Source organism: Ghiorsea bivora, from assembly GCF_000744415.1.
GTDB lineage: Bacteria > Pseudomonadota > Zetaproteobacteria > Mariprofundales > Mariprofundaceae > Ghiorsea > Ghiorsea bivora.
The window spans coordinates 193,279-205,559 of record NZ_JQLW01000006.1 but is presented as its reverse complement, the minus strand read 5'-3'; the positions used below and the strand labels follow the sequence as shown (position 1 = coordinate 205,559).

The following is a 12,281-nucleotide window of genomic DNA, read 5'->3' as shown; positions in this document are numbered from 1 at the left end:
GTAGAAGCTCCGCTGAAAAACAGCGGAGACCACATTAGCTGGCGGAAGGGGTGGGATTCGAACCCACGGTAGGTTTCCCTACGCCGGTTTTCAAGACCGGTACATTCGGCCAGCTCTGTCACCCTTCCGTTGTGGGGCGCAATATAGCCAGTGTTGTTTCGATTGCAAATGGAAAAGACAAGAATGATAAAAATCCTTTAAAATTGCTCAGTCATACGTTTACCAAGCAGGGTTGGATTGCGCTCTACGATAACACCTGCGGCTTCCAATGCTGTAAATTTAGCCTCAGCCGTACCTTTGCCACCAGAGATAATGGCACCAGCATGCCCCATACGTTTACCTGAAGGCGCAGTTGCGCCTGCGATAAATGCGACCACGGGTTTTGATACATGGTGTTGAATATATTCGGCGGCCTCTTCTTCTTCTGAGCCACCAATTTCACCAATCATGATAATACCTTCGGTTTGTGTATCAGCTTCAAAAAGTTTAAGACAATCGGTGAATGTCATGCCGTGTATAGGGTCACCACCAATGCCAATGCAGGTGCTTTGCCCAAGTTTGGTTTGGGTAAGTTGTTCTACAGCTTCGTAGGTGAGTGTGCCAGAACGCGAGACCACGCCAATACGACCAGGTAAATGAATATGTCCTGGCATGATACCAATTTTAGCTTGCCCTGGGGTGATGATGCCAGGGCAGTTTGGACCAATTAGGATATTATCCCTGCCCCTTAAATATGCTTTTACCTTTAGCATATCTTCAACAGGAATACCTTCGGTGATGCATACAATAAGTTTGATACCAGCATCAGCGGCTTCCATAATTGAGTCTGCTGCAAAGGGTGCGGGCACATAAATCACTGAGGCTTCAGCACCAGCTTGGTTTACAGCTTCTTCTACGGTGTTAAATACGGGTAGCCCTAGATGGGTAGCACCGCCTTTGTTTGGTGTGACACCACCCACAAAATTTGTGCCGTAAGCTATCATTTGTTCGGAATGAAAAGTGCCTTGTTTGCCCGTGAACCCTTGGCAAATGACGCGGGTATTTTTATCAAGTAATACTGCCATTTATACAGCCTCCGCAGCCAAAGTTGCTGCTTCATCTAAGTCGCTTGCCCACTGCACATTCAAATCTGCATTGGCAATGAGTTTTCGCCCTTCTTTCTCATTGGTGCCTACCAAACGCATCACCACAGGTACGCGCATAGGGTGTGTTTTAATCGCTTCGAGCAAACCTTGGGCAATCACATCACAGCGCACAATGCCGCCAAAAATATTGACCAATACGGCTTTAACATGCTGGTCATCAAATAAAAGCTTGAATGCTTCGCATACAGTTTCAACCGTCACACCACCACCAACATCTAAGAAATTGGCGGGTTTTTGTCCTTTGAGCTGGATAATATCCATGGTTGCCATGGCAAGCCCTGCGCCATTAACCATGCAGCCGATGGAACCATCAAGCGCAATATAATTAAGCCCATATTTGGCAGCTTCGGTTTCTTTAGGGTCTTCTTCGTCTAGGTCGCGCAAATTGGCAACACTGGGCTGACGATAAAGTGCATTGTCATCCACAGAAAACTTGGCGTCTAGGGCAATAAATTGATGTTGTGTGGTGAGCACCAAAGGGTTGAGCTCAAGCAAACTGGCATCTGTTTTGACAAACATGGCATACAGTGATTCTGCCAATTTACCAAATACTTTAGCATTGTCGCCTTTTAGTCCTAGGAAAAACGCCATTTTCCGACTGATATAGGGCGATAAACCTGATACGGTATCCACTTGCACGTTTAAAATGCGCTCAGGGGTGTTGGTTGCAACTTCTTCAATGTCCATGCCGCCATCTGGAGAGACCACAAAACTGATGCACTCATGCTCACGATCAATCAGCAAACTTAGGTAATATTCATGTTCAATATCAACGCCAGATTCAATGTATAGACGATGAACTTCTTTGCCTTCTTTACCTGTTTGATGGGTGATCAAGGTGCTGCCCATCAAGTCATTGGCGGCTTGCTCTACTTCAGCCAGTGATTTACAAATGCGCACACCACCAGCCTTGCCACGACCACCAGCATGAATTTGCGCTTTGACGACCCAAACGTCGCCACCCAAAAGTTCAGCAATGGCAAAGGCTTCATCAGCATGTAAAACGGGTTTACCATGAGGGACTGAGATGCCATAAGCTTTGAGTAATTGTTTGGCTTGATATTCGTGGATATTCATGAAAAAATACCCATGTTATCAACTTGTTTGACCAGTTCTTTGACGGATGTTAGCGATGTTTTCATGGCTGTTTTTTCTTGTTTATTTAAGTCCAGCTCGATGACGCCTTCCATGCCACCACCGCCCAGTTTGCATGGTACTCCCATAAAATAATTGTTGATGCCATATTCACCTTCAAGCCAAGCTGCACAGGGTAGAATACGGTTTTGATCTTTTAAAATGGCTTCTGCCATTTCAACAACGGCTGCACCGGGCGCATAAAATGCCGAGCCAGTTTTGAGTAACTGTACAATTTCTGCACCACCTTGGGCAGTGCGTTCACTGATGTTATCAATGTCTTCTTTGCTCATCATGTCAGTCAGTGGAATACCACCTACGGTAGAATAACGCGTAAGTGGTACCATATTATCGCCATGCCCACCCAATACCAAAGCGGAAACATCGGTGATGGATACATCCAAAGCTTGGGCGATAAATGAACGCATACGTGCAGAGTCTAATACGCCAGCCATGCCAACCACGCGTTTACGACAAAAACCTGAAACTTGTTTGGCAGTATAAACCATGGCATCGAGCGGATTGGTAACCACGATAATAATGCAGTCGGGTGAATGTTCGACGATATTTGCGGTGACTTCAGCGACAATTTTTACATTGGTTGCCAATAAGTCATCACGGCTCATGCCTGGTCTGCGGGCTATGCCTGCCGTAATCACAACCACATCGGAATTTGCAGTGTCAGCATAATCTTGTGTGCCTTTGACATTCACATCATAACCTAAAATGGGAGAGGCTTCATACATATCCAAAGCTTTGCCTTGGGGCACACCTTCCATCACATCAAGCAATACAATATCACCCAGCTCCTTATAAGCGGCTAAAAATGCAGCAGTTGCACCGACATTACCAGAGCCAACAACGGTGAGTTTTTTTCTTGGGAAATAAGCATTATCATGTGGAACAACACCAGACCAGCGCATAAGCGACTCCTTTGAGATGGTTATTGATAAGTCGTAAGATAGCGTTTTATTTTACAAAGGCATAGTCAGCGCTTGTGTTACGGCTTGTAATTGTATTTCTGTGCGACTGCCTTTGAAATGAAAACATTGGGCATAGGCTGCTTGAGAAGGTGTTTTGCAAGCAATCCAAACCGTGCCTACAGGTTTGTTTTTTCTGCCGCCATCAGGGCCTGCAATGCCGCTTACGGCAAGTGATAATGTATGATTTTCACAGCCGCGAACAGCGCCTTCTGCCATGCTGAGTACAACTTCCTTGCTCACTGCACCATAGGTTTCAAGAGTCTTAAGGGGGACACCCACTTCTTCATGTTTGGCTTGGTTGCTATATGTTACCCAGCTTCTATCCAATACCGATGATGCACCAGCGATGCTACCAATCGCTGCGGTAAGTGCACCTGCTGTGCAAGACTCTACACAACGAATTTGCCAGTGATTTTGCTGTAGTTTTTGAATTAAATGTTGTGCTTTATTCATTTTATGTAACCCAAGTTAAAATTAACAGTCCAAGAGCTGCTCCCATCATACCTGCAACCAAATCATCATTGATAATGGAAAACCAATCCGCACCCCATGTTTCCACGGTTTTAATCGGGAAAGGTTTGAGAATATCAAAACATCGAAAGAGAACAAAAGCAAAGGGTAAAAGCATGTTTAAATCAAGTTGAGGGTAAAACAAAAGCATGATGTAGATACAAAGCCATTGCCCTGCCCATTCATCAATGACTATCCACCCAGGGTCATGGTTCTCACCTTGGGCGACAAGATGAGGTAATAAATAATAACACACGATAAAACCAATACCTGTGACGTATAATGTTGCCATACCTAAGCCATGAGACCCCCAAGTTTGTAAAATAAACCAAGCAGGAATAAGAGAAAATAGACTGCCCCATGTGCCTGGTGCTTTGGGCAACCAACCGCTGCCAAGCCCTGCGGCAAGCCATTTGAGTGTGGATAGTGTTGTATTATGCAAAATGGTCATAACCTTTGATATTATAGTCCACGATTTTCCCCTCATGTATCAAATGTACACCGTCACCTTTCACACAAGTGCCAATATGCTGTGCATGCATATTTTGTAGTACTCGCTGCTGTGATTTCGGGGCAGTGCATAATAAAGCATAATCTTCTCCACCACTTAAAACTTTTTTCAAGCTGGTTTCTTTATCAAAGTGGGCTAATAACTGCTGGTAGCAAGCTAGGTTCTGAATATGCGCCAAATCAACATGCAAACCAAGCGCTGAGCTTTTGGCGATATGTCCTGCATCTTGGAGCAGCCCATCACTGATGTCGATGCAGCAACGGATACCAAGCTTACGCAAAGCAATGCCTTGCTGGTATAAAGGTTTGATGTGTTGGAAATAGGGAACAAAACAGCCTTTTTTATCACCTTTAAACCATTGTTTTAAACCTGCTGCGGCCAAGCCTATGTTGCCCAACAACCAAACATTATCACTGACTTGGGCATGGGCGCGTAACATGGCTTGCCCTTTGGGTAGTAAACCACCCACGGTAACATTGATGGTGTTGGTGCTTGAACGTACAGTATCACCACCAGCAAGCTCAACCTTGTGGGTTAAACATGCTTGTACAATACCATCGCTCATACTGCTTAAACTTGTAGCATCTTTTGCCATGATGGCAAGCCATAGCCAAGCTGGTGTTGCGCCCATGGCTGCCAAATCGGAAAGGGCTGCGTTAATGGCGCGATTGCTTGCAATATCCAAGGGCATATCTTGAGGCCAATGCACAGCTTCAACAGCAGTATCGGTGCTAACAACCAACTCAAAACCATCAGGAATTTTATGGGTTGAAGCATCATCACCGTTGCCCACTTGGGTTGTCGGATGTTGAAAAGGGGTGCGTTGTTGAAATAAGCGACTGATGGCATCAAATTCATGATTCATGCTGTGAACTTAACGTAAGATAAAAAAAAACCAAGCAGAATGACTGCTTGGTTCTTAGATTTGGTGCCATAGGTTGAGCAGCGTTGTTTTTTAGAAGCGGCTGCCTGCCATATAATGTTGAATGGCTGCTTTTTCAGCATTCATTTGACGAATCACATCAGCTGTATGGGTAAGTAGGTGTGCAAACACAGCATACGCCAACTCTTGATTTTCTTTCATTAAGCTGGTGAAAGCAGAACGTGGTAGTTTATAGATTACACAGTCATCACGGGCAGTCACGGTAGCACTTGCCTCTGCCGCAGTTAAAAAACTCATTTCGCCAACCAAGTCGCCAGAGTGAACAGTGCCAACACGTACATTCTCACCATTACAATCGCAGTCGATATGCGCAGTGCCTGAATGGATAATATAGAGTGCTTGCCCCATGCTTCCTTGTTTTACGATGGTATCACCAGCGCTATATTTAACCACGTCAAATTTTGTGGATAACACGTCGCGTTGTGTGTCATCAAGTTTCTGTCCAAAGAAGTTTTTTTCCAACCAATTAAAATCAATATTCATGTGTGTTGTTCCTCCAAGTTCCTCTAAGCTCAATGTAAACAGTCTTGATGTTTTTATCAAGCGACATGCTGCTTATACGTAGTAGTTTAATATAAACGTTGTGCAGAAAAGTTAGCTAGGTCACACAATAGCTGTTTAATTTCTTTGTTTTCTACATCGGGTAATAAATTCATCGCTCGTTCTGCATAAACTTTGGCTTTAAACATGGTGTATTCAGTGCCGCCATGTTGCAATACACGGTCGCGAACCCATGCTCTATCACCTTCATGGTATGGGTTTTCATCGCGTTCAGAAATGATGCGTACACGCTCTTGAAGCTCTGGGTCTTGGTGCATGGCATGAATCAGCGGTAAGGTGATTTTACCTTCTTCCAAATCATGTCCCACAGGTTTGCCAGCGGCTTCTTCATCGGATAAATAATCCAAAGCATCATCCATCAATTGAAAAGCTACACCCAAACACATACCATATTCGGTCATATCTTGAATCACTTGCTCGGATTGACCACTGACATGTGCGCCAACCTCTGCAGCGGCGGCAAACAATACAGCCGTTTTGCGTTCAATCACTTCTAGGCATTCTTCTTCGGTCATTTCCAAGTGAAAAGTGCGGGATAATTGTAATACCTCGCCTTCAGCCAGTGCGTTGGTTACATCAGCCATGAGTTTTAACATGCCCATATCGTTGTCTTGTACCAACATTTGGAAGGAACGGGAAAACAAATAATCGCCCACCAAGACACTGGCTTGATTGCCCCATACGGCATTGGCAGATGGGTTACTGCGCCTAAAATCGGATGAATCCACCACATCATCATGCAATAAGGATGCGGTATGAATAAACTCAACCACCACCGATAGAGGGATATGCCTATCACCTTTATAATCAAACATTTTGGCAATCAAAAGGCATAACAAAGGGCGCAGACGTTTGCCGCCACTATTAATAATATAGTGACCAATGGCAGGAATCATGGCGATGTCCGATTGCAGATTGTCATGAATGCAGTCATTCACGCGTTTCATGTCATCGGTACACAGTTTGATGGCTTGGTTGAGAGGGTTGTCGTTTTTCACGGGTTGCAAGCGTAGGGGGTTAAGCTTTTTCGTCAACCAACGATAACCAAGCTTGGGATAAATCCGTATTGCTGGTGGCGAGAATAGGGCAGCTTAAACGCGATTGTGCAAAAGGGTGGTTACCTGCAAAATCAGTCACCGTGCAAGCAGCTTCTTCGGCAAGCAATAGACCTGCGGCATAATCCCAAAGTTTTTGTCCACCATGCACAATAAATTGCGCACGGCCTGCGGCAAGCCATGCCCATTCCAACGCGCATGTACCGATATTACGTTGGCTTCGATAATGTTTTTTTGTCACGAGTTTGATGGCAAGTGGTGTTTGAAGGCGTTTAAAATCAACAAAACCAATACAATCATTCAAAGGTTTGTTCACAGGTATAGGTGTATAGCTTTCACCATTAATACTTAAACCATTGCCCCGTGTGGCGGAAAATATTTCATCGCGTACAGGGTCATAAATACAGGCAAGTACGGGTTTGTCATCTGCAATCAAAGCAATGGATATAGCAAACAAAGGCATGGGGGTAGTGAAGTTTCCCGTGCCATCGAGGGGGTCAACGCACCAAAACTTGCCACCTTCATCTAAAGCTTGTTGTTGTTCGGCTTTGCTCATTTCTTCGCCAAGAAATCCAATGTTTGGGTGGATGTCATGCAAGGCTTGTTGGATAAAGGTTTGTGCTTTTTCATCGGTTTCGGTGACGATAGAGCCATCGCTTTTTCGCGATTGTATTGAAGTCTGGCTGATAAAGGCAGGCAATAAAATATGTTGCCCAACTTCTTTGGCGATGCTTTCGACTTGGGATAATAAATTTAACATATAGATTTCCATGTTTCTAAAGGAATTTGGCGAGCTTTGCCAAAGCCACCCACCCAAAACACAGCACTCGCCTTGAAGCGATAGAGCGTAAAGTCGGGGAATGAAAATAAGGGTTCTGCATCAGGGATGTTTTGCAAGTAAGCTTTTTTATAAGCTGCTTGTTCATCTTCAGGCACAGCTTCGATATGCCCTGTAAAACTTAAGCGAGGCAGGGCAAGTGGAGAGAAATCTGCTGATTCAGGCGTGCAAATCATTAGCCCAGCGTGTTGGCTGTTGCTTAGGTTTTTGCTGTGTTTGGCAAGAGCTGATAAGTGCAACACCATATCACCTTGAAACACAGCATAAGGGCACATGCTGGTTTCAGGCGATATGTCGCCTTGCGTACTTAAAAAAGCAATGCGGGTGTTGCTCAACAATGTTTGAATACCAGCTTTCCAATCGTTATTTTCCTTGTTGTTCATAAGGCACAACTTACTGCTTTTTATGTTGATGGTCACGAAGATAAACAAGGGTCGTCATTCCCGCGCAGGCGGGAATCCATGAGTAAAAGAAAGATTTTTGTTAATTTCTTTTCCGAAAAAGAAACGAACCGACATATCCCAAAAGATTATAGTATATTTTGGGATATGACAGATTCCTTTGAAGTGGGACTAAAAGTTTTTGCTTATTCCTTTTTCCTTTTTAATGGCAATGTTTTCAGTTAGTCGATAATAACCGCTTTTGGTCCAGGTGTCCGTTGTCCTTGGCGAGCTGGGACATTGAATGGATATAAGCGTTCTTCGGTATGGATAGTTGATTGACCTTTTATAGTATGAAAAACCTTCTTGAAATTATAATACCATTCAAATGTTTCTAGTTTATCACCAACCTTTAACTCATATAACCCAAAACGAATAGTTCCATGATTTTTGGATGTTAGAGCTTTTATTGTGAAAGGCGAAATAATCATTTCTTTGGATGAGTTGGGCACAATTATTGCATTAATGTAATCTAGCATTTGGGATTTTTGAACGGGAAGGTTTTTGCCATCAGCATCAATGGTTAAAACACTGCCAGAAGGTCTAATAACTTTATCCGATTGATTACTAATTGTAATCTTGAACCGAACGTTTTCGTTGTCGTAAAATAGATTGGGCTTTGATTCTTTAATGTAATCCTTTTTTCCATCTTCGATTTTAAGTGTAAATAGTTTAATCTCATCGGGTTTTTGAGTGTATAAGTTAGTATAAACCCAATGGTATGACCACTCATTTATCGGTTCGATGCGTACAGTCACTTTAGATTTTGTTTGAGATAGCTTTGTTTGCTTTAGTGGTGTGATGTTAAGAGCTACCGCAGTGACTGGTTTTGCAGGCTCAGTTTTGGTGTTTATTGTTGTAGTCTGCTTTGGTGGCACACAGGCTGCTAGTAGTGTAAGTATGGTTGCGTAAGTAATAGTTTGTTTAAAATTCATGGTTAATATTCTCCCCTCACTAGTTTTATGCGAAAAATATGGGGGGGGTAAGAAAGTCAAGAGGTATATTAACTTTTCTTTATCTGTGTTAGTTAAAATGGGGGCGAAAAGTTTTTTCGCTTATTCCTTCTTCAACAGCAAGGCTTCGGCGCAGCTTAACAAAGGGGAAAGCGGGTGTGAAAGTTTGGTGTTCCTCTGCGTCCTCTGCGGTTCAAAAAAGTAATACCGTTGCAATTACTTTTGAAGCCAAGCAAAGTGCAGCTATGCAACAATGGTTTGAACATATGTGGTGGAGCAAACGCCGTAAACCCAATATTGGGCTGCGCTTGTTGTCGCGTATTTATAAGAAGGTCATGTTATACGACCAAAACAAACGCTTTCAAACCCAAGTTTGCCCATCCATTCCTATGATTTCAGTAGGCAATATTACAGTCGGTGGCAGTGGCAAAACACCCTTTGTCGTCTGGCTTGCAGGCGAGCTAAAAGCGCAAGGGTTTAATCCTGTTTTATTATCACGAGGTGATGGGGCAAATAATCAAGAGCCGCATGTGGTGTCGCAGTATTCTAAAGCTAGAGAAGTGGGTGATGAAGCTGTTTTATTATATAGGTTAAGTGGGTGTCCAGTGATTGCAGGGCGCGACCGCATCAAAGGTGCTGAGATGGCAGCTAAGTATGGCGATGTGTTGATTTTGGATGATGGCTTTCAATATCGCCAACTGCATAGGGTGTGTGATATTGTGCTTGTGCCCAAAGAGGGCGTGGGTAATGGTTATTTGTTGCCTGCAGGTCCTTTAAGAGAGCCTGTTTCTGCGCTTGCTCGGGCGGATGTTGTGGTACGCACGGGGCATGGTGGGTTTGAACCGTTGACGGATGCTAAAGAATGGGATTGGTCGGCAAAAGCGGCGGGTGTTGTGGACTGGATGGGTGTGCAGGGTATGCCGCTTGGTGTCGATAGTAAGGTGACACTGGTGACTTCGGTGGCAAGACCAAGGCGAGTGCGCAATGATTTGGAAACTTTGGGGTTTGAAGTGATGAATCATGAAATCTTTGATGACCACCATGCTTACACCCAAGATGTCGTAGCTAAACTGATGAAGGGCAATCAAACCATTGTGACTACGGGTAAAGATGCTGTAAAACTTTTACCACTTTGGGACAACAGCAAACCGCTTTGGGTGCTGGAGCAAAAGGCTGAGGCTGAGGAAGGGCTACTTGCTTCAGTATTAGCGTTTGTGAATGTTATGGGATAATAGCTTCATGATGGGAGGATAGATTATATGTTAAAGCTGGGTGATTATTTGTCGTCACTGGGTAAGTTGCTTTTCGTGGTATGGCTTTTGAATCTTATGCTGAACTGGTTTGAGGTGAGATCCTTGCCATGGTGGGGAGGTGCAGCGATTGCCTTGGTGGTGTTTAGTATTGGGTTTGCATTTAGATTTTATGCGTTGGGAAAAGATGATGTTTCTTGATATTGCAATATTGCAAACCAAGGCTTCGACGTAGCTAAACAAAGGGAAGTGGATTCCCATCTGCGTGGGAAGACGTATAATTGATAGCGTTGTTCCTCTGCGTAACTCTGTGTTCCGTGATGAATTGCCGTAGGCAAGAAGCCTGCCCCCCCCCCCCCCTTGCGGGTACTGCGGTTCATTAAAGCCGAAATAACTGCTACGGTTTGGCTCGGAAGGGAGCGTTTATGCAAAGCAGTATTTCCAGTATCGACCTAGCCATTATCGTGATTTATATCGTGGCGACTACCGCTTTTGGGGCGTGGTTTGTTAAAGGTAGCCATGATATGAAAGGGTTTACCTTGGCGGGTAAATTGATTCCCGGTTGGGCGATTGGTTTATCACTCATGGCAACGTATTTGAGTAGTATTAGTTTTCTTGCCAACCCTGGTAAATCGTATGCTTCGGATTGGCGACCTTTTGTGTTTTCGCTGACATTACCCATTGCCATTTGGATTGCTGCCAAGTGGTTTATTCCTTTGTATCGTAATCATGTGCAGACCACGGCTTATGAATACTTGGAAAGTCGATTTGGGCTTTGGGCGCGGCTGTATATGGGTGTGGCGTATGTGTTGTTGCAAGTCGGTCGTTTTGCCGTGGTGTTATATTTAACTGCACTGGCTTTGGCGGCCTTGTTGGGCATGAATATTACCACGCTGATTTTAGCATTGGGTGCGCTGACTATTCTTTATACATTGTTGGGTGGTTTTGCTGCGGTGATTTGGACGGATGTGGTGCAGTCCATTGTGTTACTATTGGGTGGTTTGTTGTGTTTGTTCTTGCTTATCAACAATATGGATGGTGGTTTTGAAGTGCTGACCGCAGAAGCAAGCCGAGCGCATAAGTTTGATTTGGGTACATTCGATTTTGACTTGGTGGTGCAAGGTTTTTGGGTCATCTTCATCTTCGGTATTGTGGAAAACCTAAAAAACTTCTCGGTTGACCAAAATTATGTGCAACGTTTTTTGTCTGCACCATCAGAACATGAAGCGAAAAAAGCATTGTGGTTGGGTGGATTACTTTATATCCCAATTTCAGCTTTGTTTTTTATGATTGGTACGGCGTTGTTTGTGTATTATCTCAATGTTCAACCTGAAAATTTTCCTGCCAAAGCCGACCAAGTGTTTCCGTATTTTATTGTGCATGAATTGCCAACAGGTTTGGTGGGTATTGTGATTGCGGGGGTGATGGCGGCAGGTATGAGTACACTGGACTCATCACTCAATAGCTCAGCAACGGTGGTCACGATTGATTTTTACAAGCGGGTGTTTCATCCACAGGCTGATGATGCCAAACAATTGCGCATGATTCGTTTTACCACGGCAATCATTGGTGTGGTGGCAACACTTGCCAGCCTTGCCATGATTGATGTGAAAACGGCTTTGGATGTTTGGTGGCAAATTTCGGCGATTTTTGGTGGGGGTATGTTGGGCTTGTTTTTATCAGCACTGTTGTTGCCCAAACTTTCATCCAAACTAGCTATGATTGCGACATTGATTGGCGTGGTGTTTGTGGCATGGGCAAGTTTGGCGAAGTTTGGCGTTGAAATGGATTTAACGTTCCCATTGCATACCATGATGATTGGTGTGGTGGGCACATTTTTAATATTGCTATCATCATTTGTATTACAATTTTTGAGTCATGAAAAAGATTAAAATTGGTAAAATAAAAGTGCACGATATTAAGGTGCGAAAAAAGCTTGCAACACACACATAAGTGCA

14 protein-coding genes and 1 tRNA gene are annotated in these 12,281 nt (G+C 44.0%); 3 read left to right on the top strand and 12 right to left on the bottom strand.

What is annotated here, in order from left to right:
- Nucleotides 1-39 precede the first annotated feature (39 nt).
- The 12 genes from DM09_RS03620 to DM09_RS03565 all read right to left on the bottom strand — a co-directional run bounded on the left by DM09_RS03620 (nucleotide 40) and on the right by DM09_RS03565 (nucleotide 9,055).
- Nucleotides 40-128 (bottom strand) — tRNA-Ser (locus DM09_RS03620).
- 69 nt (nucleotides 129-197) lie between these two features.
- Complete coding sequence (sucD, locus tag DM09_RS03615) at nucleotides 198-1,064, bottom strand: succinate--CoA ligase subunit alpha (protein WP_038247702.1); 867 nt, start codon at nucleotides 1,062-1,064, stop codon at nucleotides 198-200.
- Nucleotides 1,065-2,222 (bottom strand): ADP-forming succinate--CoA ligase subunit beta, encoded by a 1,158-nt coding sequence (gene sucC, locus DM09_RS03610; protein WP_038247701.1) that lies wholly within the window; start codon nucleotides 2,220-2,222, stop codon nucleotides 1,065-1,067.
- Nucleotides 2,219-3,202 (bottom strand): malate dehydrogenase, encoded by a 984-nt coding sequence (mdh, locus tag DM09_RS03605; RefSeq protein ID WP_038247700.1) that lies wholly within the window; start codon nucleotides 3,200-3,202, stop codon nucleotides 2,219-2,221. Before mdh ends, sucC begins: the two co-directional genes overlap by 4 nt.
- Before the next feature lie 51 nt (nucleotides 3,203-3,253).
- Nucleotides 3,254-3,715 carry a CinA family protein gene (locus tag DM09_RS03600; protein ID WP_038247699.1) on the bottom strand — a complete coding sequence of 154 codons (462 nt, stop codon included), beginning with the start codon at nucleotides 3,713-3,715 and terminating at the stop codon, nucleotides 3,254-3,256.
- 1 nt (nucleotide 3,716) lies between these two features.
- On the bottom strand, nucleotides 3,717-4,223 hold the full coding sequence (locus DM09_RS03595) for a phosphatidylglycerophosphatase A family protein (RefSeq protein WP_038247698.1): 507 nt from the start codon (nucleotides 4,221-4,223) through the stop codon (nucleotides 3,717-3,719).
- On the bottom strand, nucleotides 4,207-5,148 hold the full coding sequence (thiL, locus tag DM09_RS03590; protein ID WP_051938060.1) for a thiamine-phosphate kinase: 942 nt from the start codon (nucleotides 5,146-5,148) through the stop codon (nucleotides 4,207-4,209). The genes DM09_RS03595 and thiL overlap by 17 nt, the downstream gene beginning before the upstream one ends.
- 90 nt (nucleotides 5,149-5,238) lie before the next feature.
- Nucleotides 5,239-5,709 (bottom strand): cyclic nucleotide-binding domain-containing protein, encoded by a 471-nt coding sequence (locus DM09_RS03585; RefSeq protein ID WP_038247697.1) that lies wholly within the window; start codon nucleotides 5,707-5,709, stop codon nucleotides 5,239-5,241.
- A gap of 86 nt (nucleotides 5,710-5,795) precedes the next feature.
- Nucleotides 5,796-6,821, bottom strand: coding sequence for a polyprenyl synthetase family protein (locus DM09_RS03580; protein ID WP_232507739.1), 1,026 nt, complete (start codon nucleotides 6,819-6,821; stop codon nucleotides 5,796-5,798).
- Entirely contained in the window at nucleotides 6,805-7,602 is a 798-nt protein-coding gene (locus tag DM09_RS03575) for an inositol monophosphatase family protein (RefSeq protein WP_038247696.1), read from the bottom strand. Before DM09_RS03575 ends, DM09_RS03580 begins: the two co-directional genes overlap by 17 nt.
- A complete protein-coding gene (locus tag DM09_RS03570; RefSeq protein WP_038247695.1) occupies nucleotides 7,596-8,063 on the bottom strand; it encodes a pyridoxamine 5'-phosphate oxidase family protein in 468 nt (155 codons plus the stop codon). Before DM09_RS03570 ends, DM09_RS03575 begins: the two co-directional genes overlap by 7 nt.
- Nucleotides 8,064-8,302: 239 nt before the next feature.
- Nucleotides 8,303-9,055: a hypothetical protein gene (locus DM09_RS03565; RefSeq protein WP_038247693.1), complete on the bottom strand. Its 753-nt coding sequence runs from the start codon at nucleotides 9,053-9,055 to the stop codon at nucleotides 8,303-8,305.
- Between the two features lie 176 nt (nucleotides 9,056-9,231).
- Between DM09_RS03565 and lpxK the strand changes: the two genes are divergently transcribed.
- The 3 genes from lpxK (at nucleotide 9,232) to DM09_RS03550 (ending at nucleotide 12,215) form a co-directional block, all read left to right on the top strand.
- Complete coding sequence (gene lpxK / locus DM09_RS03560; protein WP_232507738.1) at nucleotides 9,232-10,305, top strand: tetraacyldisaccharide 4'-kinase; 1,074 nt, start codon at nucleotides 9,232-9,234, stop codon at nucleotides 10,303-10,305.
- 27 nt (nucleotides 10,306-10,332) lie between these two features.
- A complete protein-coding gene (locus DM09_RS03555) occupies nucleotides 10,333-10,524 on the top strand; it encodes a hypothetical protein (RefSeq protein WP_038247691.1) in 192 nt (63 codons plus the stop codon).
- 224 nt (nucleotides 10,525-10,748) lie between these two features.
- Nucleotides 10,749-12,215 (top strand): sodium:solute symporter, encoded by a 1,467-nt coding sequence (locus tag DM09_RS03550; RefSeq protein ID WP_038247689.1) that lies wholly within the window; start codon nucleotides 10,749-10,751, stop codon nucleotides 12,213-12,215.
- Nucleotides 12,216-12,281: the final 66 nt, after the last annotated feature.

Bases quoted from the DNA above. Each gene is read 5' to 3' on its own strand.
- sucD (WP_038247702.1), bottom strand. From the start codon at position 1,064: ATGGCAGTATTACTTGATAAAAATACCCGCGTCATTTGCCAAGGGTTC.
- sucC (WP_038247701.1), bottom strand. From the start codon at position 2,222: ATGAATATCCACGAATATCAAGCCAAACAATTACTCAAAGCTTATGGC.
- mdh (WP_038247700.1), bottom strand. From the start codon at position 3,202: ATGCGCTGGTCTGGTGTTGTTCCACATGATAATGCTTATTTCCCAAGA.
- DM09_RS03600 (WP_038247699.1), bottom strand. From the start codon at position 3,715: ATGAATAAAGCACAACATTTAATTCAAAAACTACAGCAAAATCACTGG.
- DM09_RS03595 (WP_038247698.1), bottom strand. From the start codon at position 4,223: ATGACCATTTTGCATAATACAACACTATCCACACTCAAATGGCTTGCC.
- thiL (WP_051938060.1), bottom strand. From the start codon at position 5,148: ATGAATCATGAATTTGATGCCATCAGTCGCTTATTTCAACAACGCACC.
- DM09_RS03585 (WP_038247697.1), bottom strand. From the start codon at position 5,709: ATGAATATTGATTTTAATTGGTTGGAAAAAAACTTCTTTGGACAGAAA.
- DM09_RS03575 (WP_038247696.1), bottom strand. From the start codon at position 7,602: ATGTTAAATTTATTATCCCAAGTCGAAAGCATCGCCAAAGAAGTTGGG.
- DM09_RS03570 (WP_038247695.1), bottom strand. From the start codon at position 8,063: ATGAACAACAAGGAAAATAACGATTGGAAAGCTGGTATTCAAACATTG.
- DM09_RS03565 (WP_038247693.1), bottom strand. From the start codon at position 9,055: ATGAATTTTAAACAAACTATTACTTACGCAACCATACTTACACTACTA.
- DM09_RS03555 (WP_038247691.1), top strand. From the start codon at position 10,333: ATGTTAAAGCTGGGTGATTATTTGTCGTCACTGGGTAAGTTGCTTTTC.
- DM09_RS03550 (WP_038247689.1), top strand. From the start codon at position 10,749: ATGCAAAGCAGTATTTCCAGTATCGACCTAGCCATTATCGTGATTTAT.